Annotated in this window: 22 protein-coding genes; 9 read left to right on the top strand and 13 right to left on the bottom strand. The window is 63.8% G+C overall.

What is annotated here, in order from left to right:
* Positions 1 to 4: 4 nt before the first annotated feature.
* The 5 genes from HV765_RS09250 to HV765_RS09230 all read right to left on the bottom strand — a co-directional run bounded on the left by HV765_RS09250 (position 5) and on the right by HV765_RS09230 (position 4,609).
* Positions 5 to 1,042 carry a branched-chain amino acid ABC transporter permease gene (locus HV765_RS09250; RefSeq protein ID WP_054424099.1) on the bottom strand — a complete coding sequence of 346 codons (1,038 nt, stop codon included), beginning with the start codon at positions 1,040 to 1,042 and terminating at the stop codon, positions 5 to 7.
* 165 nt (positions 1,043 to 1,207) lie between these two features.
* Complete coding sequence (locus tag HV765_RS09245; protein WP_054424101.1) at positions 1,208 to 2,371, bottom strand: ABC transporter substrate-binding protein; 1,164 nt, start codon at positions 2,369 to 2,371, stop codon at positions 1,208 to 1,210.
* Positions 2,372 to 2,741: 370 nt separating this feature from the next.
* Positions 2,742 to 3,299: a biotin transporter BioY gene (locus HV765_RS09240; protein WP_054424102.1), complete on the bottom strand. Its 558-nt coding sequence runs from the start codon at positions 3,297 to 3,299 to the stop codon at positions 2,742 to 2,744.
* A gap of 39 nt (positions 3,300 to 3,338) precedes the next feature.
* Positions 3,339 to 3,935: an energy-coupling factor transporter transmembrane component T family protein gene (locus HV765_RS09235; protein ID WP_054424104.1), complete on the bottom strand. Its 597-nt coding sequence runs from the start codon at positions 3,933 to 3,935 to the stop codon at positions 3,339 to 3,341.
* Positions 3,932 to 4,609: an energy-coupling factor ABC transporter ATP-binding protein gene (locus tag HV765_RS09230; RefSeq protein ID WP_054424106.1), complete on the bottom strand. Its 678-nt coding sequence runs from the start codon at positions 4,607 to 4,609 to the stop codon at positions 3,932 to 3,934. Before HV765_RS09230 ends, HV765_RS09235 begins: the two co-directional genes overlap by 4 nt.
* Before the next feature lie 52 nt (positions 4,610 to 4,661).
* Between HV765_RS09230 and msrB the strand changes: the two genes are divergently transcribed.
* The 4 genes from msrB (at position 4,662) to HV765_RS09210 (ending at position 6,776) form a co-directional block, all read left to right on the top strand.
* The gene (msrB, locus tag HV765_RS09225) at positions 4,662 to 5,060 is read left to right on the top strand and encodes a peptide-methionine (R)-S-oxide reductase MsrB (protein WP_054424108.1); all 399 of its coding nucleotides are present in this window, start codon (positions 4,662 to 4,664) and stop codon (positions 5,058 to 5,060) included.
* Positions 5,061 to 5,636: a septation protein A gene (locus HV765_RS09220; protein ID WP_054424109.1), complete on the top strand. Its 576-nt coding sequence runs from the start codon at positions 5,061 to 5,063 to the stop codon at positions 5,634 to 5,636.
* A gap of 76 nt (positions 5,637 to 5,712) precedes the next feature.
* Complete coding sequence (locus HV765_RS09215) at positions 5,713 to 5,982, top strand: BolA family protein (protein ID WP_054424111.1); 270 nt, start codon at positions 5,713 to 5,715, stop codon at positions 5,980 to 5,982.
* 17 nt (positions 5,983 to 5,999) lie between these two features.
* Entirely contained in the window at positions 6,000 to 6,776 is a 777-nt protein-coding gene (locus tag HV765_RS09210) for a peptidylprolyl isomerase (protein ID WP_054424114.1), read from the top strand.
* Between the two features lie 227 nt (positions 6,777 to 7,003).
* On the opposite strand, the gene ligA is transcribed toward HV765_RS09210, so the two are convergent.
* The 3 genes from ligA to smc are packed head-to-tail and all read right to left on the bottom strand — an operon-like array spanning position 7,004 to position 13,768.
* The gene (ligA, locus tag HV765_RS09205) at positions 7,004 to 9,106 is read right to left on the bottom strand and encodes an NAD-dependent DNA ligase LigA (RefSeq protein WP_175169593.1); all 2,103 of its coding nucleotides are present in this window, start codon (positions 9,104 to 9,106) and stop codon (positions 7,004 to 7,006) included.
* Complete coding sequence (locus tag HV765_RS09200; RefSeq protein ID WP_054424117.1) at positions 9,106 to 10,188, bottom strand: cell division protein ZipA C-terminal FtsZ-binding domain-containing protein; 1,083 nt, start codon at positions 10,186 to 10,188, stop codon at positions 9,106 to 9,108. The genes ligA and HV765_RS09200 overlap by 1 nt, the downstream gene beginning before the upstream one ends.
* 46 nt (positions 10,189 to 10,234) lie before the next feature.
* A complete protein-coding gene (gene smc / locus HV765_RS09195; RefSeq protein ID WP_054424118.1) occupies positions 10,235 to 13,768 on the bottom strand; it encodes a chromosome segregation protein SMC in 3,534 nt (1,177 codons plus the stop codon).
* 263 nt (positions 13,769 to 14,031) lie between these two features.
* Here smc and lplT point away from each other — a divergent pair, with 263 nt between their 5' ends.
* Positions 14,032 to 15,345, top strand: coding sequence for a lysophospholipid transporter LplT (lplT, locus tag HV765_RS09190; RefSeq protein ID WP_054424120.1), 1,314 nt, complete (start codon positions 14,032 to 14,034; stop codon positions 15,343 to 15,345).
* Between the two features lie 109 nt (positions 15,346 to 15,454).
* Here the strand turns inward: lplT and HV765_RS09185 are convergent, their stop codons facing one another.
* Both HV765_RS09185 and tsaB read right to left on the bottom strand, forming a co-directional pair.
* Positions 15,455 to 16,552 carry a uracil-DNA glycosylase gene (locus HV765_RS09185; protein ID WP_175169592.1) on the bottom strand — a complete coding sequence of 366 codons (1,098 nt, stop codon included), beginning with the start codon at positions 16,550 to 16,552 and terminating at the stop codon, positions 15,455 to 15,457.
* The gene (gene tsaB, locus HV765_RS09180; RefSeq protein ID WP_175169591.1) at positions 16,549 to 17,817 is read right to left on the bottom strand and encodes a tRNA (adenosine(37)-N6)-threonylcarbamoyltransferase complex dimerization subunit type 1 TsaB; all 1,269 of its coding nucleotides are present in this window, start codon (positions 17,815 to 17,817) and stop codon (positions 16,549 to 16,551) included. The genes HV765_RS09185 and tsaB overlap by 4 nt, the downstream gene beginning before the upstream one ends.
* A 131-nt stretch (positions 17,818 to 17,948) precedes the next feature.
* Between tsaB and risA the strand changes: the two genes are divergently transcribed.
* From risA to HV765_RS09160, 4 genes are all read left to right on the top strand, one after another.
* Complete coding sequence (gene risA / locus HV765_RS09175; protein ID WP_003813882.1) at positions 17,949 to 18,683, top strand: response regulator transcription factor RisA; 735 nt, start codon at positions 17,949 to 17,951, stop codon at positions 18,681 to 18,683.
* A 34-nt stretch (positions 18,684 to 18,717) separates the two neighbouring features.
* Positions 18,718 to 20,112: a sensor histidine kinase RisS gene (gene risS, locus HV765_RS09170; protein WP_054424126.1), complete on the top strand. Its 1,395-nt coding sequence runs from the start codon at positions 18,718 to 18,720 to the stop codon at positions 20,110 to 20,112.
* A gap of 59 nt (positions 20,113 to 20,171) precedes the next feature.
* Positions 20,172 to 20,720 (top strand): peroxiredoxin, encoded by a 549-nt coding sequence (locus tag HV765_RS09165; protein WP_006217982.1) that lies wholly within the window; start codon positions 20,172 to 20,174, stop codon positions 20,718 to 20,720.
* A gap of 74 nt (positions 20,721 to 20,794) precedes the next feature.
* Entirely contained in the window at positions 20,795 to 21,313 is a 519-nt protein-coding gene (locus tag HV765_RS09160) for a carboxymuconolactone decarboxylase family protein (RefSeq protein WP_006223770.1), read from the top strand.
* A gap of 106 nt (positions 21,314 to 21,419) precedes the next feature.
* Here the strand turns inward: HV765_RS09160 and HV765_RS09155 are convergent, their stop codons facing one another.
* The 3 genes from HV765_RS09155 to ispD all read right to left on the bottom strand — a co-directional run bounded on the left by HV765_RS09155 (position 21,420) and on the right by ispD (position 24,880).
* Positions 21,420 to 23,576, bottom strand: coding sequence for a DUF4344 domain-containing metallopeptidase (locus HV765_RS09155; protein ID WP_054424132.1), 2,157 nt, complete (start codon positions 23,574 to 23,576; stop codon positions 21,420 to 21,422).
* 138 nt (positions 23,577 to 23,714) lie between these two features.
* Positions 23,715 to 24,200 carry a 2-C-methyl-D-erythritol 2,4-cyclodiphosphate synthase gene (gene ispF / locus HV765_RS09150; protein ID WP_175169590.1) on the bottom strand — a complete coding sequence of 162 codons (486 nt, stop codon included), beginning with the start codon at positions 24,198 to 24,200 and terminating at the stop codon, positions 23,715 to 23,717.
* Positions 24,197 to 24,880 (bottom strand): 2-C-methyl-D-erythritol 4-phosphate cytidylyltransferase, encoded by a 684-nt coding sequence (gene ispD, locus HV765_RS09145; RefSeq protein ID WP_054424136.1) that lies wholly within the window; start codon positions 24,878 to 24,880, stop codon positions 24,197 to 24,199. Before ispD ends, ispF begins: the two co-directional genes overlap by 4 nt.
* Between the last annotated feature and the right edge of the window lie 19 nt (positions 24,881 to 24,899).

Genomic DNA, 24,899 nt, shown 5'->3' with positions numbered 1-24,899 from the left:
ACGTTTATTCCTCTTCGTCCACGTGATGGGTGCTGAACGAACGCCAGACCAGAACCGGGATAATCAAGGTAAAGACGATCACTTCCTTATAGGCGCTGGCCCAGAAGGACGAGAAGGATTCCAGCACGCCCACCAGCAGCGAGCCGGCGGCCGCCACGGGGTAGCTGGCCAGGCCGCCGATGATGGCGCCCACAAAGCCCTTCAGGCCAATCAGGAAGCCGGTGTCGTAATACACGGTGGTGATCGGTGCGATCAGCATGCCGGACATGGCGCCGATGGCGGTGGCCAGCGTGAACGTCAGGCTGCCCGACATCGTGGTGCTGATGCCAACCAGACGCGCACCGCGACGGTTGACGGCGGTGGCGCGCAGCGCGCGGCCATACAGCGTCTTGCCGAAGAACAGCCACAGCGCAATGATGAGCAGCGCGCAGGTTGCCACCACGAACAGGCTTTGCGCGGACCAGACCATGAAGCCCAGATCCACCTGCCCGCTGACGAATGCCGGCGTGCGCCAGCCTTCCGCGCCAAAGAACACCAGCGCCAGACCCGTCAGCGCGAAGTGCACGGCAACCGAGACGATCAGCAGCACCAGCACGGTGGCTTCGGCCAAAGGCTGATAGACGATGCGATAGACCATCGGGCCCATCGGGATCACGAGCAACAGCGTCAGCAGCATGTTCAGCCACAGCGAGTTGTCGGGACCGGTGTAGCTCTTCGTCAGCCACAGCAGAGCCAGCGGCAGAACGATACAGGTGATCAGTGATTTGGGTACGCCCGCAAAGCTGCGGGTGCGCACGGCGCGCAGCAGCTCAAGCGCGAGGCAGACCACGCCCAGCAGCGGCAGCAGATAGGCGGTGCCGGGCACCTTGCCATCCACGAGCATGGCGAGCGTCAGGGCGCCAAACGCCACGAACTCGCCCTGGGGAATGAAAATGACGCGCGTAACGGCGAAAACCAGCACCAGAGCCATGCCCAGGAGGGCATAGATGGCGCCGTTGACGACACCGTCTTGCAGCAAGATCAGCGCAATAGAGGAATCCATCTAACAACCTTATTGATTCTTGGTGTTCCGACCCCACCCGGAACACTGATACGACACACCGGCCGGATAGGCCGGTGCGAAGCATTGCTCAGGTGCCGCAAGACAGGCGCCATGGACTGGCGCCGCCTTGCGTTCTGCACCCGTGGATCGGGCAATCCTGGGGAATTACAGGCCGGGCTGGTAGACCCACTTGCCGCCTTCAACCTTGACGATGACGCGCGAACGCTCGTCAAAGCCAGCGTGGTCGGTGGGCGACATGTTGAACACGCCTTGCGAGGCGGCCAGATCCTTCACGCCTTCCAGCGCGTCGCGCATGGCGGCGCGGAATTCCGGCGTGCCCGGCTTGGCGCCGGTCTTCAGCGCAACCGGCAATGCTGCCACAACCAGTTGACCGGCGTCCCACATGTGGCCGCCGAACGTGTTGGTGGAGCCGGCGCCGTTGGCCTTCTCGTAGGTTTCAACGTAGGCCAGGGCCGACTTCTTCACCGGGTTGCTATCCGGCAATTGGGCGGCGACCAGCAGCGGACCGGCCGGCAGGTACATGCCGTCGCAATCCTTGCCGCACACGCGCAGCACGTCGTTGTTGGCGGCGCCGTGGGTTTGATAGATGGTGCCGCCGAAGTTGCGAGCCTTCAGTTCCTTTTGCGGCAAGGCGGACGGGGTGCCCGCGCCGGCGATCAGGATGGCGTCCGGCTTTGCGCCGACCAGCTTGAGCACCTGGCCCGTCACGCTGGTGTCGGTGCGGCTGTATTTTTCGATGGCGACGATTTCAATGCCCTTGGCCTTGGCGGCCTTTTGCATCACGTCGAGCCAGCCGTCGCCGTACGCGTCGGCAAAGCCGATGAAGCCCAGCGTCTTGACCTTGGACTTGGCCATGGCGTCAGCCAGAGCGCCTGCCATCAGGGCGTCGTTCTGCGGGGTCTTGAAGACCCAGCGGCGCTTGTCATCAACGGGTTCGACGATCTTGGCGCTGGCGGCCACGCTGATCATCGGCACTTTGGCTTCGGCGGCCACGTCGACCATGGCCAGCGAGCCCGGCGTGACGGACGTGCCGATCAGCACATCGACCTTGTCGTCGGAGGCCAGCTTGCGCGAGTTCTTGACGGCTTGCGTGGTGTCGGTGGCGTCGTCCAGGACGATCCATTCGATCTTCTGGCCGGCCACTTCCTTGGGCAGCAGCGCCACGGTATTGCGCTCGGGAATACCCAGCGATGCAGCGGGGCCGGTGCTGGACACCGTCACGCCGACTTTGACCTGAGCGCTCGCCAGGAGCGGCAGAGCCAGGGCGAAGGCGGCAGCCGCCGCGGACAAGCCGAAGTGCTTGCGCATATTTTTTGTCTCCTGTGGTGGCTCTTATGTGCCTCGATTGAGGCGAAGCGAGCCTAGTTAAAGTTATACAGAAAAAAATATTATAGGGTTAAAACAGTATCAGATGACGACGCGCAACTCCGGTAAATCCCTGATGTGCTACAGAAACCTTGTCTCAGCAAACGCATTCGTTAATGGCGAACTTGTACTAGAAAAACTTTTGGCGCGTCAGTTGGGGGATTCCCTTGGACGTGCGCAGCATGCCCTAAACAGGTCGGGCCGCCGGTTACGGTCCTGTCACCGCACGAATGACACCGTCGGTTAGCCGTTAGCCGTCAGCCCTGAGCCGTTAGCCGTTAGCCGTTAGGCGTCAGCGGCTAGGCGCCAGGTCCTAGCGGCCCAGCATCGGCCAGACGCGCTCCACCCGGGACGCCACCCACGCGGCCACCACGGCTTTCACCAGATCGCCCGGCAAGAACACCGCCACCGCCGTGGCCGCCTTGGGCAAGCCCATCTTGGTGACCGAGGCCAGCCACGGCACGCCAAAGGCGTAGACCACGACGATGCCGCCCACGATGCAGGCCACCACGTAGCCCACGAGCTTTGCCCACGTGCCCGTTGCGCGGCCCGCCAGCACACGCGCCAGCCAGCCCGTGACAAAAGCGCCCACCACCATGCCAATCAAAAAGCCGCCCGTCGGTCCGAGAAACGCGCCCAAGCCGCCGCGGCCGCCAGGCAATACCGGCAGGCCGATAGCCGCCAGCACCAGATAAAGCAGGCAAGCCAGCGCGCCGCGCACAGGCCCCAGCATCGCGCCAGCCAGCATGGCGCCCAGCGTCTGCAGCGTGATCGGCACCGGGATGCCGGGCAGCGGAATCGGCGGCATCAGGCTCAAGACGACGATCAACGCCGCGAACAGCGCGATCAGCACGGTGTTATTGGATTTCATGGTCTTACCTTCCAGAGGGTCAAAACGAGCACGCCGCCGTCAGGGGCTGCGCGCATCGATGGCTTCGGCCACTTCCTGGGCGCGCTTAAGGGTCAGCACGATCAGGGGCACGATCAGGGCGACGGGGTGCGCGCCCAGGCCGCGAGCGGCTTGGGCTTCACGGATTTCCTGAAAATTTCGCCAGATTTCTGGCACGAAGCGCAAGGCCAGGGCTAGCGCCAGCGCTACCTTGCCGGCATCCACCAGGCCAATGCGTTCCAACGGTTTCAGCACACGTTCGCAGACGTCGATCAGGTCGGACGTCCGAGTCGCCAGCGTGACGGCCAGCGCCAGGCCCACCATGGCGCCCACGCGCAACAGGACGGCCAGCGCGTCAATCCAGCCCTGAAACCATCCCGTAAACAGACCCACCGCCAGCAGCACCCAGAGCAGCCCGCGCACCTGGCGCCAGACGGCACGCGCCGTAACGCCCGTGGACCAGACGAGGATCGCCGCCAGCGCAAACGCCAGGGCCAGCCAGCGCGGGTCGCGCAGCACGAACAGCCCCGCCCCAGCCGCGACCAGCGCGGCCAGCTTCAGCCACGCCGGCAGCCGGTGCAGCGGCGACCGGCCGGCGACGTATAGCGGCTCCATCATGCGCAGTGCTCCCGGTACCAGCGCAGGGCGGCAGCCGGCGCGTCGTCAGCGGCGATGCCGCCGTCACGCACGACCAGCACACGGTCGAAATCTTCCAGCAGTTCCAGATCATGGCTGACGACGATGGCATCGTGCGGCAGCTCGGCAATGGCGCGGCGCACGCGGTTGCGGTTGCGCAAGTCCAGTTGCGTGGTGGGCTCGTCAAAGACAATCAACGCCGGTTCCATGACCAGCACGGCCGCCAGCGCCACCAGTTGGCGTTCACCGCCCGACAGCGTGTGGCTGGTGCGATCGGCCAGATGCCCCACGCCCAACGCGCCCAGTTGGGCATCGATGCGCGTTTCTCGCAGCGCCTTGTCCCGTTCCAGATTTTTCAGGCCAAACGCCAGGTCTTCCCGCACGATGGGAAAGACAATCTGATTTTCGGGATTTTGAAAAACGAATCCAACCTGGCGGCGCACGGCTTTCAAATCGTGCCGGGTATCCAGCCCATTTACCCGGACGCTTCCCGCTGAGGGCAGCACCAGACCATTGATCAGCCGGGCCAGCGTGCTCTTTCCAGCACCATTGGGGCCGACGATGCCGATGCGGCGTTCGGCCAGGGTTACGCTCACCCCGCGCAACACTTCCGCCTGGGGCGTAGCCACTACCGCCTGGTCAAACTCGATTAACATGGGGCGGAATTATGCCCGAACCATTTCGGGCATCGGGACTCCAAGAGCTGATATGGAAAAAGTACGCAAAACCGACGCCGAATGGCGTGCACAACTTTCCCCCGAAGAATACGTGGTCACCCGCCAAAAGGGTACCGAACGCGCGTTCACCGGGCGTTACTGGAATACGACCACGCCGGGCATCTACCGCTGCGTAGGCTGTGGCACGGCGCTGTTCGCATCCGACACCAAATTCGACGCCGGCTGTGGCTGGCCCAGCTACTTCCAGGCGCTGGACCCGGAACTGGTTCGCGAAGAACGCGACGTCAGCCACGGCATGGTGCGCACCGAAGTGCTGTGCAACGTCTGCGACTCGCATCTGGGACACGTCTTCCCCGACGGCCCGGAGCCCACCGGGCTGCGCTATTGCATCAATTCCCTGTCGATGACGTTTGAACCCATAGAAGACTGAATGAAGAAGTTTCTGTTCGACCTGTTCCCGCTGTTCCTGTTCTTCATTGCCTATCGGTACACGGACATCTTCATCGCGACGGGCGTCGCCATGGCGGCGGCCGTGCTGCAGATTATCTGGCTGAAGGCAACAGGCCGCGCCACCGAAGCCATGCACTGGATCAACCTCACGGTGATCCTGGTCTTTGGCGGCGCCACGATCTGGCTGCACAGCGACGTCTTCATCAAGTGGAAGCCCACCGTGCTGTATTGGATGTTTGGCGGCGCGCTGCTGTTTGCCCGCCTGCTGTTTGGCCGCAACCTGATCCGCCGCCTGATGGAAAAGCAGATCCAGTTGCCTGATGCCGCCTGGGACAAGCTGAACCTGGTCTGGGCAGCCTTCTTCCTCGTCGCCGGCGCGCTGAATCTGTATGTGGCATTTTCCGGCCACTTCACCGAATCGCAATGGGTGAGCTTCAAGGCATTTGGCCTGATGGGCCTGATGGTCGTCTTCGTGATTGGCCAGTCAGTGTGGCTGGGCAAGCACATCCAGACGGACGAAAACGCCGGCTCCGGCACCCCGCCGACCAAGCCCTGATCCGCCAGACGGCCTAATAAACCCTCGGCGCGCGCGCTAAACCGGCTGCGCGCGCCGGAACTTTCATATTGCCGCCATGTCAGACACCACCGATCGCATCGCCCTGATCCGGGAGCGCCTAGCCGCCCTGGAACCCCTCACTTTGGACATTCTGGACGACTCGCATTTGCATGCCGGCCACGAAGGCAGTAAAAACGGCGCCGGCCATTATCGCGTGCACATCGTGGCGCCTTGCTTTGCAGGGCTCTCCGCCGTGGCGCGCCATAGGCTGGTGTATCATCATTTGCAAGATTTGATCCCCTATCCGATTCATGCGCTTGCGCTAGATGCCCAGGCTCCCAAATAGAAAGTAAAAGGATATTCATGAAACGCATCGTCATGCTGGCTGCGGCCTGCGTCATCGCCGTGCCTGCTTTCGCGCAGAACGTGGCCACCGTTAACGGCAAGGCCATTCCGCAAAAGAATTTGGATCAATTCGTCAAGCTGCTGGTCAGCCAAGGCGCGACCGATTCGCCGCAACTGCGCGAACAGGTCAAGCAGGAAATGATCAACCGCCAAATCTTCGTGCAAGCTGCTGAATCCAGCGGCATCGCCAAGCAGGCCGACGTTCAGACCGAGATCGAACTGGCCCGCCAAGGCATCCTGGTCCGCGCCCTGATGGCCGACTACCTGGCCAAGAACCCGGTGTCGGACGCCAAGGTCACGGCGGAATACGAGAAGATCAAGAAGGAACAAGCCGGCAAGATGGAATACAAGGTCCGTCATATCCTCGTCGAAGACGAGAAGACGGCCAATGACCTGCTGGCTCAGATCAAGAGCAACAAGAACAAGTTCGACGATCTGGCCAAGAAGAACTCGAAGGACCCCGGCAGCGCCGAAAAGGGTGGCGATCTGGGTTGGGCTCCCCCGACCAACTACGTCCAGCCGTTCGCGCAAGCCGTGACTCAGCTGAAGAAGGGCGAACTGGTCGACAAGCCGGTCCAAACCCAGTTCGGCTGGCACATCATCAAGGTTGAGGACACCCGCCCGGTGGAATTCCCGCCGCTGGATCAAGTGCGTCCGCAACTGGAAGAAATGCTGCGCCAGCAAACCCTGGCCGACTACCAGAAGCAACTGCGCGACAAGGCCAAGATTCAGTAAGCCTGCGCCAGACCCAAAACTGCCCGCCGATGCGGGCAGTTTTTTTTCGCCCGTGCAGATCGTACGTTCAGGGACAAAAAAAAGCTGCGCGCCCTGGGGCGTGCAGCTTTTGTTCAGGGCCAAAAAAAAAGCTGTGCGCCCAAGGGCGTGCAGCTTTTTTGTTTTGCGGGCCGATCTACTGGCGGGGGATCACTGCCGGGCGATCAACTTCCGTTGACCCACCCCGGCTACGACATGCCCAGCAGTTCCTTCAATGCATCTTCGTCCAACACGGTCACGCCCAGTTCCTGCGCCTTGGTGAGCTTGCTGCCCGCCTCAGCGCCTGCCACCAAATAGGCCGTCTTCTTGGACACCGAGCCGCTGACTTTGCCGCCCGCCGCCTGGATGTGCATGGACGCTTCTTCGCGCGTCCAGTTGGGCAGCGTGCCAGTCAGCACAAAGGTCTTGCCCGCCAGCGTCGTGTCTTGCGGCGCAGCCTCGGCAACGGGATTCACGCCTTGCGCCTTCAACTGCTCGATCACGTCGCGGTTGTGCTGTTCGGCAAAGAAGCGGCGGATGGATGCGGCCACAACCGGCCCCACGTCTGGCACCGACGACAAGGCCTCTTCGTCGGCATCCATGATGGCGTCAATGCTGCCGAAATGCCTCGCCACGTCGCGCGCTGTGGTTTCGCCCACATGACGAATGCCCAGCGCGAACAGCAGGCGGTTCAGACCGGGTTCGCGCGCCTTGTCGATAGCGGCCACCAGGTTGTCGGCAGATTTCTGACCCATGCGGTCCAGCCCCACCAGCTCCAGCGGACGCAGGCTGTACAGGTCAGCCAGCGTTTTCACACGGCCGCTGTCGACCAGTTGGTCCACCAGCTTTTCGCCCAGCCCTTCGATGTCCAGCGCCTTGCGGCTGGCGGCGTGCCACAGCGTCTGCTTGCGCTGCGCGCCGCAGAACAGGCCGCCGGTACAACGGGCGATGGTTTCGTCTTCCAGCCGTTCGATGGCCGAGCCGCAGACCGGGCAGGCCGTGGGCATGACGAATTCCTGCGCATCGTCGGGCCGCTTTTCCAGCACCGGCCCCAGCACTTCGGGAATCACGTCGCCCGCACGGCGCACGATGACCGTATCGCCCTTGCGTACATCCTTGCGGCGGATCTCGTCTTCGTTGTGTAGCGTAGCGTTGGTGACGGTGACGCCGCCCACGAACACGGGCTTCAGCCGCGCGACCGGGGTGATGGCGCCCGTGCGGCCCACCTGCACTTCAATATCCAGCAAGGTCGTGGTGGCTTCTTCGGCGGCGAACTTGTGCGCCAGCGCGAAGCGCGGGGCGCGCGCCACAAAGCCCAACACCTTCTGGGCGGGCAGTGAATCCACTTTGTAGACCACGCCGTCGATGTCGTAGGGCAAGGAGGCACGCAGCGCGCCGACCTTGGCGTAGAAGGCCATCAGGCCTTCAGCGCCCGTCGCGCGATGGTTATGCATCAGGTTGACCGGCAAGCCCAGCTCATGCAGCCAGGCCAGCATCGCGCCGTGCGACTTCTCGGGCAACTGCGACGCTTGCCCCGCGCCTGCCGAGGCTTCGTCGAAGAGACCGTTCTGCGTGCCAGGCAGGCCTTGCACCTCGCCCCAACCGTAGGCGAAGAATCGCAACGGCCGCTTGGCGGTGATGCGGGGGTCAAGCTGGCGCAAGCTGCCCGCCGCGGCGTTGCGCGGATTGACGAAGACTTTCTCGTCGCGCTTGGCCTGGGCCACGTTCAGCTTTTCGAAGTCGGCGCGGTTCATCAGCACTTCGCCGCGCACTTCCAGCACCTTGGGGGCTGCGCCCTTCAGCTGCAGCGGAATCGCCTTGATCGTGCGGATGTTGGACGTAACGTCTTCGCCCGTCTGGCCGTCGCCGCGGGTGGCGGCCTGCACCAGACGGCCATCCTCGTAGCGCAGGCTGATCGCCAGCCCGTCCAGCTTCAGCTCACAGAAGTAATCGGCTTGCTGCGCCGGACCCAACATGCCTGCGCCGCGCAGCGTATCCGTCACGCGGCGGTCGAAGGCCGCAACTTCTTCTTCGTCGAACGCGTTATTCAGCGACAGCATCGGCACGGCGTGACGCACGCTGCCGAAGGCGGACACAGGCGCCGCGCCCACGCGTTGCGTGGGCGATTCGGGCGTAACCAGTTCAGGGTGCTCGGCCTCAAGGGCTTCAAGCTGGCGCATCAGGCCGTCGTACTCGGCATCCGAGACCGACGGCTCGTCGTAGACGTAATAGCGGACGTTGTGCTGCTCAAGTTCGGCCCGCAGGCGCGCTGCGGTTTGGGCCGGACTTTCCGCTTCGGACTTGCTGCTCATTAAGCAAACACCCGTTGAGCACGCTCGCTTCCGGCGGGCAGGCCCGCTTGCTCGAGCTGTTCGAACAGCACTTGCAGCCGTTCGTCGATGACCGTTTCCGACCCATCGGCCAGCGGCTTGCCCTGGTCATCGACCAGTTCAGCGCGCAAGCGCGAGGCCAGGTCGCGGCCCACATCGACCATGCGGCCAAAGGCGCGGGTGTCGGCGGGTGCGCACGGCACATCCAGCAGCAGGTACAGGCGCTCAACGCCGCCCATGCCCGCGTCGAACGCGGCGCCGTCGGCGCGCGACAAGGTGAAGCGGGTGACGCCGTTTTCAGCAGGCCAGGCCAGGCGGTTGCCATCCGACACGAAGCCGGAATCGCGGGCAACGGCCAGCACTTCGGCGGCGGGTTGGGCCGCGCCCAGCATCAAGGTCAGGCCAACCTGGGTGTCCAGCGCGGCGCAGGTGTCGTCCAGGCGGGCGCCCTGCTCCAGCACGGCTTGCTGGTCCGGGCCTTCGATGGTGGCGTCGAAGCGTTCGGCCATATCCTGGGCGCGCGCCCAGGCCTGCGACCATTCGATGGCGGTCAGCGGGCCGCTGCGGTTGGCCAGCAACACAGCCAATTGCATGGACGCGTACGACTCGCCGGCATGCACGCGCGCACGATGGCGGCGCTGGTCCGTTTCAGCGAACACACGCATGGGCTTGCGGCCCACGTGGCGCAGGCTTTGCATGTAGGGCAGCAGATCCGCGCCCCGCACGGGTTCCGCGAAATTGATTTCGATGACCACTTCGCAAGCGGGATCGGGTTCTTCGGCGTCGTCGGCGTCGCTGCCCGGATCAACCGGGGCGGGCTGGCCGGGCGCGCGCGGCGCGTCGCCACCCATGCCGGGTTCGCGACGGGTCGTGGCCGTGGCGGCCGCTGCCGCCGTACCGGCCGCAGCGCCTGCGCCAGCACCCAGCAACGGATCTTGTTCAGAGGTGGGGAAATGGCTCTGCATCTTGCGCCGGACGCGCCGATCCTGCCACCAGTTGAATCCCAGCACCAGCAGTATCAGCAAGACGCCCAGGGCGATCAGCCCAATCTGCAAATCACTCATGTGTAAATCCCGCGCCGGGGGGCGGCGCCATTCTAAATATTGGGGGTTATGCCGCTTCGGAGGCCATCATTTGCACGGCCGAATCTATGTCTACCGCAACGATACGCGAAACCCCTTGCTCTTGCATGGTTACACCAATCAGTTGCTTGGCCATCTGCATGGCGATCTTGTTATGCGAAATGAACAAGAATTGGGTTTGCTCGCTCATGTTGGCGACCAGGTTGGCGTAGCGTTCGGTGTTGGCGTCGTCCAGCGGCGCGTCCACTTCGTCCAGCAAGCAGAACGGCGCCGGATTCAGTTTGAACAGCGCGAACACCAGCGCAGTCGCGGTCAGTGCTTTTTCGCCGCCGGACAAGAGGTGAATCGTGCTGTTGCGCTTGCCGGGCGGCTGGGCCATCACCTGCACGCCCGCGTCGAGAATTTCTTCGCCGGTCATGCTGAGCTTGGCCTCGCCCCCGCCAAAGAGCTTGGGGAAGAGTTCGCCGAAGTGGCCGTTCACGACGTTGAACGTCTCTTGCAGCAGCTCGCGGGTTTCGCGGTCGATCTTGCGGATGGCGTCTTCCAGGGTCTCGATGGCGGTCATCAAGTCTTGGTTTTGCGAATCCAGGAAGCCCTTGCGTTCGCGCGACGTGTTCAATTCGTCCAGCGCCGCCAGGTTGACCGAACCCAGCGATTCGATCTGGCGTGAGATACGCCCCACTTCCTGCTGCAACCAGCTGGCGCGGCGCCATTCGTCGGGCTGATTGGCCAAATATTGAGCCAGCGCTTCGCGGTCGACTTCACGCGCGTTCAGCTGTTCGGTGAACTGCTCTTCGGCCAGACGGGCCGCCTGTTCCTGCAACTGCAATTCCATGATGCGCGCACGGCGCGGTTCCAACGTCTGCTCTTGCTGCTGCCGGTCTTCGTCGGCGCCGCGCAGCAAGGCGGCCAGATTTTCCATTTCCTGGCGCGCGCGCGACAACGCTTCCTCGCGCTCGGCGCGCGCTTCCAGCGCATCTTGCAGGCCGGCCTGGGAAGCGGACGCATCCAGTTCAACCAGGTCGCCCATCAGTTGTTCGAGTTCGACCGAGCCGCGCTGGCTCTGGTCGGCGGCCAATTGCTGATTACGCTGCAAGTCGGTGATGCGGACCTGGATGCCGCGCTCGGCAAATTCTGCTTCCTGCGCGGCGCGCTCCAGTTCACGCAGACGCGTGCGGGCGGCTTCGGCCTGGGCGGCCAGCGTTTCGCCGTCGATTTCGGCGTCGGCAAAACGGGATTGATGTTCGGCCAGTTCTTCGTCCAGCGTCTCGAAGCGGGCTTCGGCCTCTTCGCGTGTGGCGCGCAGGTCTTCTTCCTGAACCTTGATTTCTTCCAAGTCCTGGCGCAAGCGCGACGCGCGTTCGCCGGATTGCTCGGCTTGCTGTTGCAGCCGCGAGTGCTCCAGCTGGATGTCGTGCACCCGGCGCGTGACTTCGGCCACGCGCGTGCGCGCCGGGGCGATGGCCTGGGACACTTGCTGCCAGGCGGCTTCGGCACGGGCAACGGCGGCGCGCGCCTGATCGGCGATCAGTTGCTGGGCCTTGATCTCGCGTTGCAGGTTTTCGATTTCCTGCTGGCGCGCCAGCAGGCCGGCTTGTTCGGAATCAGGCGCGTAGAAACGCACGCTGTGCGCGTCGATCAGGTGGCCGGCCTTGACCACGCAGGCGCTGCCGGCGGGCAAGGTTGCGCGCATGGCCAGGGCCTGCGTCACATCGGTGGCGGTGTAAATACCCGCCAGCCAGTCGTTCAGCAACGTGCGCAGGTCAGGGTCGGTGATGCGCAGCAAGCTGGCCAGCGGCGTCAGGCCGGCCGGCGCGGGCGGCGTCGGGGCCGCCACGGGCAACTGGTAGAACGCCAGCCGGGCGGGCGGCGCGTCTTCAGCGAAGGCGCGGGCCCAGTCCAGGTTGCGCACTTCCATCGACGCCATGCGTTCGCGCAGCGCGGATTCCAGGGCGGTTTCCCAGCCCGGCTCAACATGCAGCTTCTGCCACAGGCGCGACAGCCCGGCGAGCTCGTGCTTGGCCAGCCAGGGTTCCAGCGCCCCCTGCTTCTGCACGTCTTCCTGCAACTTCACCAGCGCGGACAGACGGGCTTCCAGACGCGCCAGATTCTGGGCGTCGGTCTGGGCGGCGGCCTGGGCGCGGCTGCGCTCGGCATCCGCTTCCGGCACACGGCCTTCCAGCGTGGCCAGTTCTTCCTGGGCCTCTTCCAACTGGTCTTCGCCGGCCAGGCGGTCGCCGGCCAGTTGCTCCAGGCGGACGGGGTCCGGGGCGTGCAATTCGCGCAGTTCCTGCTGCAAGCGCTCGCGGCGCTGCTCCAGGACCTGCATTTGGCGATCGGCGTCGCGCTGGGTCTGTGCAACCAGCGCCAGGTTCTGTTCGACGCGGGCCAGGGCGGCGCGCATCTCGTCGCGCCCGGACGCGGCTTCGCGCACGCGCTGCTCGACCGAGGGCAAGCCCGCCTGCGCGTCTTCCGCCGTGGCGCGCGCTTCTTCCGTGCGGGCGGCGGCGGCGGCCAGGTCGTCTTCGGCCTGGGCGATCTGTTCGGTGCAGTGCTCGCGCTGGCTGGTCCATTCCGCGATCTGCTGCTGAAGCTGGTCGCGGCGGGACTGCAAGCGGTTGCGCGAATCCACCACATGGCGGATTTCGGCCTCCAGGCGGCTGACCTGGGCGTTGGCTTCGTACAGCGCGCCCTGCGCGGTGTGGACGGCGTCGCTGGCCGCATAGTGAGCCTGGCGCCGGGATTCCAGCGCGGCCTCGCCTGCCCGCAGGCCGGCAATGGCGGATTCGAGCTCGTTTTGGGCCTGGGCCATTTCCTGGGCTTTCTTGGCGCGCTCTTCGCGCGCCCCGGTTTCCTTCAGGAACCACAGGGAATGCTGCTTCTTTTCGCCGTCGGCTTGCAATTCGCGATAGCGCGTGGCCACTTCGGCCTGCGCCTCAAGCTTTTCCAGCTGGCTGTTCAGCTCGCGCAGAATGTCTTCCACGCGGGTCAGGTTTTCGCGCGTGTCGGACAGGCGGTTTTCGGTCTCGCGGCGGCGTTCTTTGTAGCGCGACACCCCAGCCGCTTCTTCCAAAAACACCCGCAGTTCTTCAGGGCGCGCCTCGATCAGGCGGTTGATCATGCCCTGCCCGATGATGGCGTACCCGCGTGCGCCCAGGCCAGTGCCCAGGAAGATGTCGTGGATGTCGCGGCGGCGGACTTGCTGGTTATTGACGAAGTAGCTGCTGGTGCCGTCGCGGGTCAACACGCGGCGCACGGCGATTTCGGCGTAGGTGCTCCATTGGCCGGCAGCGCGCCCTTCGCTGTTGTCGAACACCATTTCCACCGAGGCCCGCGCCGCAGGCTTGCGGTTGCCGGAGCCGTTGAAAATGACGTCCTGCATGGACTCGCCGCGCAGTTCCGAGGCCTTGGCCTCGCCAAGCACCCAGCGCACGGCGTCAATGATGTTCGATTTCCCGCAGCCATTGGGACCCACCACGCCCACCAATTGGCTGGGCACGGGGATCACGGTGGGATCAACGAAGGACTTGAAGCCGGCGAGTTTTAGCTGAGTGAGACGCACAGTACGATGACGACGGGGTGGGTTGAACGAAAGGCGTTAACGGACCTGCCGCATAGATTGCAAACCGGCCCATCAAGGGCCGGCTCACATATGGGTCGTATGATACCGCAGGCAGTCTGTCCCTAAACGTCAGCAACGGTCAACCCGCGGGCAAACGCGCAATGGTGCCGTTCCAGCCACCGGCTATACTCCTGACACTTTTTGGCACGACACATAATTTTCACGCGGACTGGCCGGGCTCAGGCCAAAGAACGGGGACATTCTTGAAACGTGGTTTCTATCTGGTCATGGCCGCGCAGGCCTTCTCGTCATTGGCGGACAATGCGCTGTTCATCGCAGCCATCGCCTTGATACAGGAGCTGCACGGCCCTGACTGGCTGGCGCCCATGATGAAATGGTCGTTCGCACTGGCCTACGTGGTCCTGGCGGCCTTTGTTGGCGCCCTGGCCGACTCCTTCCCCAAGGGCCGCGTGATGTTCTCCACCAACGCCCTGAAAGTCGCCGGCTGCCTGCTGATGTTCTCGTACGCCAGCATCGGCGTCGCCCCCGAATACCAAACCTATCTGGTGTGCGCGGCCTACGCGGTCGTCGGCATCGGCGCGGCCGCCTATTCGCCCGCCAAGTACGGCATCGTCACCGAGATGCTGCCCCCGCACATGCTGGTCAAGGGCAATAGCTGGATCGAAGGCCTGACGGTTTTCTCCATCATTCTGGGCACGGTGCTGGGCGGGCTGCTTATTTCGTCGTCGGTGTCCACCGCGCTGCTCAGCCATTCGTTCATCGGCAACCTGGTGCACACGCCCGCCGAAGCGGCCATCCTGGTGATCGCCTTCGTCTACCTGCTGGCGGCCCTGTGCAATCTGATGATTCCGCGCACCCACGTGCGCTATCCGCCGCAGCAAAAGAACCCGGTGCGCCTGATCCGCACGTTCTGGGGCTACGTTCGCGTGCTGTGGAAAGACAAGCTGGGCCAGATATCGCTGGCCGTCACCACGCTCTTCTGGGGCGCGGGCGCCACGCTGCAACTGATCGTGATCGAATGGGGCCGCAGCCACCTGGGCTATCAGCTGGACAAGGCGTCGATGCTGATGGGCGTGGCAGCCTTGGGCACGGTCGTGGGGTCGATCCTGGCGGGCCGGATTCCGCTGCGCCGCGCCCTGGCCGTGCTGCCGGTGGGCGCCGCCATGGGGCTGGTCGTGCTGCTGATGCCGTTGGTGTACTCGCCGTGGAGCGTCTACCTGCTGCTGCTGCTCACCGGCGGTCTGGCGGGCTTCTTCGTGGTGCCCATGAACGCGCTGCTGCAGCATCGCGGCCACGTGCTGCTGTCGGCGGGCCATTCGATTGCCGTCCAGAACTTCAACGAACAGTTGAACATCCTGCTGATGGTGGCGATGTACACGCTGCTGCTCTGGCTGCAACTGCCCATCAACATCATCATCGTGATCTTCGGCACCGTTGTCGCCGTGCTGATGGTGGTGTTCATGCGCTGGAGCAAGCGCAACTTGGAGGCCAACCCCGACCTGCACGACCAGATCGGCCAGGAAGGCCACGGCCGAGCGCTTGATTCATCACACTAAGCGCTTGATCTGCCAATAAAAAACCGGGCTCAGGACCCGGTTTTTTATTGGCAGCTTTTTGGCGGTTCATGGGCGCCCACAGCGCTACCCATGACGGCCGCGACGGCGGTCAGACCATGCGCGAGGCCAGCTTCAGATCTTGCCAAGCCCGCGCCTTCTCGGACGGGCTGCGCAGCAAATACGCCGGGTGGTAGCTGACGATGACCGGGATTTCCCCGCCCTCGTCCGTCTTCAACGCGTGCACGCGGCCGCGCAGGCTGCCGATCGTGGCGTCCGTGCCCAGCAGCGTCTGCGCGGCGAACCGCCCCAGCACCAGGATGCGTTCAGGCTTGAGCAGCGCAATCTGCCGCATCAGGTACGGGCTGCACGAGGCGATTTCCTCGGGCTTGGGATTGCGGTTGCCCGGCGGACGGCATTTGATGACGTTGGTGATGAAAACGTCCGTATCGCGGCTCATCCCAACAGCAGCCAGCATCGCGTCCAGCAATTGACCGGAACGGCCCACGAACGGATGCCCCTGACGGTCTTCTTGCTCGCCAGGCGCTTCGCCCACGACCAGCCAACGGGTAGGGGTCGCCCCATGACCAAACACCGCGTGGCGGCGCCCCTGGCACAGCCCACAGGCCGTGCAGGCCACCACCTGCTCACGCAGTTCGTCCAGATTGGCGTTCTTGACCGCTTCGGCAACCGGAATACGCGGCGCTTCGACGGCTTCTTCTTCGGCCGTCTTGGGCACGGGACGCGGCGGCGGCCCAGTGCGGTTCAGGATGGACGCGGGAATACCCGGCCGCCCATTGGCGCGTTCGCTGGTTCGTTCGCTGGTTCGTTCGCTGGTTCGTTCGGCGGGACGGACAGCGGGGGGGTGTGCCTGGGCCGCCTGGGCCACGATGGGCTCGGCTGCAACGCTCTGGGAGGGCACAGCCTCCATTTCCGGCGCTGCGGAAGCGGGGGCAAAACCGGGGGTGGAACCGGATGTAGAAGTGGGAATAGAACCCGGAGTAGAACCGGGAGCCGACCCGGGAGTAGAACCCGGCGTAAAACCCGGCGTGGAACCCAGCCCTGTAGCCGGCAAAACCGGTTTGGAAACAAGCGCTTGCGGCGTACCGGCTGGCGCCGGGCGCAGCCACAGGCGTTCCATCCCGATCTCGCGCAGCCATATTCGCTGCAGGGGATTGACGCGGGGCGCGGCGGCGTTCGGCAACGTCATGCCGCCACCTCTGTCACGGCGGCGAACCGCTTCTGCATCACCAACGCGTCTTCACGCGTGCCCTTCTCCGCCGGGTAATAGCCCCGGCGCACGCCAATCTGCAAATAGCCGTGCCGCTTGTAGAAGGCGACGGCCGATGTATTCGACGGCCGCACTTCCAGCAGCACACCCTCAAGGCCACGCTCGCGCGCCTGCTGCTCGCACCAGTCGAGCAGCACGCCGCCCAAGCCCTGGCGATGCAGCTCCTTGGCAACCGCGATCACCAACAGATGCGCGACGTCCGGGGCAAACATCAGGATGCAGAACCCCGCGACCTTGCCTTCGCGGCGCAGCACCCACGCCCCATAGCCGGTGGCCAGCGCATCCGCGAAATTGCCGCGTGTCCAGGGAAAGGCCTGGACATGAGCTTCCAGCGCCACGACCTCGTCCAGGTCCGACTCGGTGAGCACTTGCGGCGCCAGATTCAAGCCCGGCGCCAGCGACGGCTGGGCCTTCGGATTGCCCCCTTCTCCACGCATGCGTTCGGCTGTGGTGAAGGCGACTTTGTCTCGCACGTAGAGCGGCGCGGCCTGCTCCGGCGGCAGGGCTTCGCCTCGCAGCCAACCTTGGCGCGCCAGGCGGGCCACGCTTGCGGCTTCGGGGCGCAGCACATCCGAGGCGCGCCGCCACAAATCGGGAAATTCCATCTCGGCAGCGTAGGCGTCCCAGGCGTCTCCCGCCAGCACCGGCTGCAATGGCCGGCCGGCTTGCGCCGACCAGTTCGCCAGGTGATGCGCGGTCCAGGGCACGACTTCTGCTGCTGCAATCAGCAAGGGCGGCTGCAAGACCTCCCAGGCGGGCTCGCCTTCGGTGGCGGCCGTTTGCCGATAAACGGCGAGATAGACCTCGTTCATGCGGGCGTCCAACGCCACGACAATCGCGTCATCGGGGCTGGCCTCGGCCACCTGCGCAGCCACTGCCTGATGCGACACCACGGGCAAAACGGGTATACCTAAACCTAGCCCCATGCCCTGGGCAACGCCGCAGGCCACGCGCAGGCCCGTAAAGCCGCCCGGCCCCTGGCCAAACGCCACGGCATGCAGGGCGGCCGGAGCCAATCCAGACTCCGCCAACAACTCATTTGCCATCGGCAAGAGGCGTTCCGCATGCTCCTGAGACCCCTCGTGTTCGCGGGTACTGACCACCAGACGGCCATCGACCGCCCGCAAAAGGGCCACCCCACAACGGGACGAAGACGTTTCCAAAGCCAGCAGGTTTAGTTCCATAGATGCAGATTGTACGAAATACGGCGGCTCTGCCCCCGGTTGTAAGGGGGATTTCAACCATGGTTCGCAATGTGTAATATCTTGTGAACGCCCACTAGCCGCTGGTTCTTGTCACTGTTACATTTCCGGCCATGAATACGCAAAACACCACCCCCACCCGAAAAATCCTCGTCGTCGACGATGATCCGCGCTTGCGCGATTTGCTGCGCCGGTATTTGTCCGAGCAGGGATTCAACGTTTTCGTTGCCGAAGACGCCAAAGAGATGGGCAAACTCTGGCAACGCGAGCATTTTGATCTGCTTGTGCTGGATCTGATGCTGCCCGGCGAAGATGGCTTGTCCATCTGCCGCCGGCTGCGCGGTGGCCACGACAATACCCCCATCATCATGCTCACGGCCAAGGCGGAAGAAATCGACCGCATCGTGGGCCTGGAGATGGGCGCGGACGATTACCTGTCCAAACCCTTCAACCCCCGGGAACTGCTGGCACGGATCAACGCGATCCTGCGCCGCCGCGGTACCGAGGAACATCCCGGCGCTCCCAGCCAGGAAAACGAGTCCATCGCCTTCGGCCCGTACGTGCTGAATTTGTCCACCCGCACGCTCACGCGCAACGGTGAACAAGTGCCGATCACGACCGGTGAATTCTCGGTGCTCAAGGTATTTGCGCGCCATCCGAAGATTCCCCTGTCCCGCGACAAGCTCATGGAGCTGGCGCGTGGCCGCGAATACGAAGCTTTCGATCGCAGCCTCGACGTTCAGATCTCGCGCCTGCGCAAATTGATCGAACCCAATCCGTCCAAGCCCGTGTTCATCCAGACCGTTTGGGGTCTCGGATACGTGTTTGTGCCGGACGGTGGTAGCTGATCGGCTCGCCCGCCCCGGGCAGGAGCGCAGCCTCGTGCCCCGCTTGCGCAGAACCTTCAGGAACTTGACTTCACGTTTGCGGCTCGGCTTGTTCGGCCGCACGTTCCTGTTGCTCGCCGCGCTGATGCTGGTGAGCCTGGGGGCGTGGCTACAAGTCTTCTTCAGCATGGAGCTGGGGCCGCGCGCCAATCAAATGGCGCAGCGGGTGATCACGGCCGTCAATATCACACGCACGGCGCTGATCTACTCGCATAACGGCGAACGCAGCAAGCTCCTGCTGGACCTGGCCACCAACGAAGGCATCCAGGTCTACCCGCGCGAAGTCACCGACTTTGCCGAAGCCCTCCCCGACGACGACTACTGGCAACGCGTTGCCCAGCACATCCGCACGCGCTTCGGCCCGGAAACGCAGATTGCCTGGGGCGTGAATCAGGTGCCTGGGTTCTGGGTCAGCTTCCAGATTGAAAAAGATCTGTATTGGCTGGTGTTCGAGCGCGAGCAGATCGGGTTGACGGGCGGGATCGAATGGCTGGGATGGGGCGCGACCGCGTTGCTGCTTTCCCTTGTCGGTGCGGCGGTCAGCGTGGGCTTCGTGAACCGGCCCTTGTCGCGGCTGGCGCGCGCGGCGCAAGTGCTGTCGCGCGGCGAAACGCCGGCGGCGCTGCCCGAACAAGGCCCGCTTGAAATCCGCGACCTGAACGCCTCCTTCAACCGGATGGCCAAAGATCTGCGGCAAGCCGAGGCCGACCGGGAGCTCATGCTGGCGGGGATTTCACACGACTTGCGAACTCCGCTTGCACGGATGCGGCTGGAAATCGAACTCAGCGGCGTGTCGGAAGACGCCCGCCAGGCCATCGACGAAGACCTTGGCCAGATCGACCACAGCATCGGGCAACTGATGGAGTACGCGCGCCCGGCGGGCACGTTGCCGCAGTTGGCAACGGATATTTCCGCCGTCCTGGCCGAACTCTACGAACGCGAACGCAGCCACACGGCGTCGCTGGGCGGCGAGCTCGACGCGTCTCTGGAACCGGGCCTGCGCGCGCGCATCACGGCGTTGGACTTGAAGCGCGTGGTCAGCAACCTGATCGAGAACGCCCGCCGTTATGGCCGTTCCAGCGATGGCATGGCGCATTTGGTCATGACACTGCAAGCTGAAGGCGCGATGATCGTGATCGAGGTTTCCGACCGCGGCCCCGGCATCGCCCCCGAAGATGTGGATCGCCTGCTGCGGCCCTTCTCGCGTGGCGAGGCGGCTCGCACTGGCGTCAGCGGCGCGGGCCTGGGTCTGGCCATCGTCGAACGCCTGCTCAAGCACGTGGGCGGCGCGCTGCGGATGCTGCCCCGCGAAGGCGGCGGACTGACCGCGCGGATAGAGTTACCCAAAGCCAAGTTTAGGAATTATCAATTAGACAACGATAATCCATAGCGTAGAATTTATGGTTTAAGGCACTGCCTTATCTCCACCAACAACTACTGGGAGTAAACATGAAAACTGTTGGCGACAAACTCGAGCCTTTCAAGGTCACCGGCGTAAAGCCCGGCTTCAACCAGCACGAAGAAAATGGCGTGTCGGCGTTTGAAGACATCACCGAAAGCTCGTTCCCCGGCAAGTGGAAGGTGATCTACTTCTACCCGAAAGACTTCACGTTTGTGTGCCCGACCGAAATCGTCGGCTTCAACAAGCTGGCCAAGGATTTCGAAGACCGCGACGCTGTCCTGCTGGGCGGCTCCACCGACAACGAATTCGTCAAGCTGGCATGGCGCCGTGAGCACCCGGACCTGAACAAGCTGGGTCACTACCAATTCGGCGACACCACCGGTGCCCTGATCGACCAACTGGGCGTCCGTGAAAAGGGTGCTGGCGTTGCGCTGCGCGCCACGTTCATCGTTGATCCGGACAACACGATCCAGCACGTTTCGGTGAACAACCTGAACGTCGGCCGTAACCCGGAAGAAGTTCTGCGTCTGCTCGACGGTCTGCAAACCGATGAGCTGTGCCCGTGCAACCGTACGGTTGGCGGCGCTACGCTGTAATTTCCAGCCCGGCCAAGGGTCTGCTTGCAGGCCCGGCGCTGGGCTTTAATTGCTCTAGATTATAGGTAAAAACTATGGAATTTCTTACGACCATTAAGGAACAGCTGCCGGATTGGGCCAAGGACATCCGCCTGAATCTGGACGCCGTCATTGCCCGTTCGACGCTTGCGCCTGAAGACGCCGTCGGCGCCGCCCTGTCCGCCGCTTACGCCGCGCGCAGCCCGGTGCTGGTTGAAGCCTTCAAGAGCGGCCTGTCGGAAGGCGACGCGAATGCCGCGCTGACCGCCTCGGCGCTGATGGGCATGAACAACACCTGGTATCCCTACGTCGAAATGACGGGCGACGCCAACCTGAAAAGCCTGCCGGCCCAGCTGCGCATGAACGCCTACGCCACGCATGGCGGCGTAGAGAAAAAGCGCTTCGAACTGTTTGCGCTGGTGGCGTCCATCATCGGCAAGTGCCATTTCTGCGTGGCCTCGCACTATGAAAACCTGAAGAACGACGGCCTGTCGACCGAACAGCTGCGCGACGCCGGCCGTATCGCCGCCGTGGTCAACGCCGCCGCGCTGGCGCTGGCTGCCCAAGGCAAGTAAGCCGCCCAAGCTGCCTGCGAATAAAAAACCCGCCTGTGCAAACAGGCGGGTTTTTGTTTGGAAAGCGTTGGAGCAAGCGTTTGGCAAAACCGCCTGGAACCCTAGCTTAGTTCTTCTTCGCCATATCCGAGGTGGTCGGCAAGCCGTTCGAGACCCAGGCTTGAACACCGCCGCGATACCAATAGGCGGACCAGCCGAGCGAACCGGCGCGCAATGCCGCGTTGTAGGACGAACGGTCATTCATGCCGGCGCCCACGAACACCACTGACGCACCGCGATTGTTGTTCGCTTTTTTCAGCAGCCAGGAATCCAGCGCACTTTGCAGCTGATCCGTGACGCTGCCATCCGAGCCCGCATCCGGCAGCGGATAGGAAATAGGCAGCGTGTCAGCGAGTCCGCTGGTGTCTACGATCACCAGATTCTTGTCGTTCTTGATCATGCCAACCAGGTCGCCCGTGGTAACCAGCTTGGCGCGGAAAATCTGGTTCGGCGTCGGGCCCTTATACGGCGCGGCGAATAGCAGCGACGTAGGCGGCACGCCCATGTCTGCCAGCTCATCAATGGGGCTAGGCGGCATGCCCTGACCCGGCGACGACTGCCGGGGCTGCTGCTGGGGTTGCTGCTGGGGTTGCTGCTGCGGCGCGCGCCCGCCATCCTTGGCCGCCACTTCACCGCCCACCGTGCCCATTTCGATGTCGGAAATCATCACCGCAATGTTTTCGATCAGCTCATAGCACATGGTGATCGAGCCTTCGCGCGGGTTGTACCAGGCATTGAGCTTGCCGCAGTCCTTGAACACCACGTTCACCGGCCGGGGCAGCACATAGGTTTGCCCAAGCAACTTGATGTTGTTGCTGATGGCTTCGGAAAGATTGTTCGCAAACAGATTGCCGATCTTGCGCGACGACCGCTCGAAGGTGACGTTGACCGGCGCACCGGGCGCATTGGCCGGCTGCTGCCCGTCGGGCGACCAGGTGCCGACACGGGTGTGCGGCGCCAGGATTCTGCGCCACGCACGGTTCTGCTTGTTGAATTCATCAGCGCAACGCGCCTTGGTGCGGTCTTCCAGCCCCACGTGCTTGGCCACCGATTCGAACACCGACGGGTTGCCGCCGTACATGATGCACAGCATGTTGCGAAAGCGCTTCAGGTCGCCCGTGTGCTCGTCCTGCCAGGCCGACGTTTCGGACGCACCCCGGCTTTCCGCCACCTTGCCGCTGTAATACCACTGCAAGGCGGCGTAGGTCGCGGCGTCACGCGCCATGGTGTTCACGTCTTTGTCGTTCGACGGGTACATCGTCGGCTCAACAATTTGAAGCGCCGCGTAGATATCGACCGCATCTTCTTCGGCGCCGGTCGACGGCAGTTCCAGTTCGCCGATCAGCGCATGGCCGAATTCGTGCATGAAAATGCTGCGCATGATGCCGATGTACACCGACACGATACGCAGCGTATCGCCGCCAAACCGGGGGTATGGACCTGCACCCGGCAAGCCCGAGTTGTCGGAGCTGGCGGGTGCAGGCGCCGGCTTGGTCTGCGGCGCGCTGGCGCCACCACCACTGCCTCCACCGCTGCCTCCACGTGGAGGCAAGCCGGCAGGCGCCGGCGCCGTGGCGCCACTGCGTGGGGGCAAGCCGCTGCCTTGTTGCGCGGGCGCGCCTTGGCGGGGAGCCAGGTCGGTATTGATCGAAAAATCCGCAATGCCGAACGTGCCGACGTCGTAGGCCATGATGCCGATGTCGCCGCCCACCGCGGACGAATCCGTGACGTCGCCAATGATCTTGCCGTTCACGATGAAGCGGGCCGCGCCCGGCAATTCGACCACCTTGATGCGGTCCGAGCCATCCAGCTTCGCCAGATTGGGAACCGTTGCGATATCGCGACGGTTCTGGCCTTCAAGACAGAACAGAATCGTGCTCTTGTCCGCCGTAATCTCGATCAGGCACAGGCTTTTCTTCGCGCGATTATTCAGCGCCACGCCAATCGACGCCTTCGGGTTCTGCGAATTGACGACCACATTCACGTCGGTCACGCGGCCCTGTTCAGGCGCGGGTCCCACGGAAAGATAAAGCGTTTGTTCACTCCCGGCAGTGGCCGGGTTGCGCAACGTGAACCAGCCATCCTGCACGGCGGCGGTCCAGCCTTGCAGCATCTGCTGTCTGACGGCGCCTGCCAGGGGTCCCAGCTGTTGTTCAAACTCAGCGTGCGCGGGCGACGCCGCAGCAACAAGGACCGAAAACAGGGCGACGCCACGTAAACGCATCTGAATTTCTCTATGTAGGCAGATTGAGGTGCGCAGAATATTCCAGATCAATCCGACCCGCTTATTTATTTGTTAAAGATGTATAGCAAAGTAAATGCAATGGAATTTCATTGCATTAGCGTCGGAACGTGGTCAGGTTTACGTGCGAGCCAGTAGCGCTACGACCGTGGCCGCAATGCCTTCCTTGCGGCCCAGATACCCCAAGCCTTCGTTCGTCTTGGCCTTGATGTTGATCTCGGTCTCTGCCAAGCCAAGGTCAGCGGCGATGTTCGCCACCATGACCGGCGCATGCGGGCCGATCTTGGGCGCTTGCGCGTGAATCGTGGCGTCGATGTTCACCGGCGTCCAACCTGCCTTGCGCACGCGCGCCATGGCTTCGCGCAGCAGCACGCGGCTGTCGGCGCCCTTGAAGGCCGGGTCCGTATCCGGGAAATGGCGGCCGATATCACCCAGCCCTGCGGCGCCCAACAGGGCGTCGGTGATCGCATGCAGCAGCACGTCCGCGTCGGAATGCCCCAGCAAGCCATGCGTGTGGGGAATCGTGACGCCGCCGATGATCAGCGGGCGGCCTTCGACCAAGGCGTGTACGTCAAAGCCCTGCCCGACGCGAAAAGGAATGCTCATAACCATTTTTCCATCAGTTCGAAATCATCCGGCCACGTCACCTTGAAATTGCGCAAGGCGCCGGGAACCAGCAATGGCGCATACCCGGCCGCTTCCAGGGCCGAGGCCTCGTCAGTGACGGTCACGCCATTTACGGAGGCCGCCGTCAGCGCATCGCGCAGCACGCCGGCCCGAAACATCTGTGGCGTTTGCGCCAGCCACAAGCCATTGCGATCCAGCGTGCGCTCGACCCGGTCGTGGCCGCCTTTGACGGTGTCGGCAACCGGCAGCGCCAGCAAGCCGCCCACGGGGTCCGCCAGGCAGGCGTCGATCAGGCGGCGCAGCGCGGCCGCGGGCAAACCGGGGCGCGCCGCATCATGGACCAGCACCCAGACATCATCGGCCACACCGCTGTCGGCCAAGGCGCCTTCGACGGTATCCGCGCGAGTCGCCCCGCCGCAGGCCCGCCACACCGTGCGCGGCAGGCCGGCCAGCGCCGCATCCACCCAGCCGTCGCCCGGCGTCACGGCCACGCGCACCTGGGAAACACGGTCGTCGGCCAGCAACGCCTGTACCGCGTGGCGCAACATGGGCTGTCCGGCCAATGGACGATATTGTTTTGGCACGGGCTCCGCGCCGGGGTGGCTGGCGCGGGCGCCGACGCCCGCCGCGGGAACGATTGCAATGATTGAGTCAGACATGGTGCGGTGATTTTATAAT

Source organism: Achromobacter kerstersii (assembly GCF_902859595.1).
Classification (GTDB): Bacteria; Pseudomonadota; Gammaproteobacteria; order Burkholderiales; family Burkholderiaceae_B; genus Achromobacter; species Achromobacter kerstersii.
Note: the sequence above shows the minus strand (reverse complement) of the source record. Positions and strands in the feature narration are given on the sequence as shown.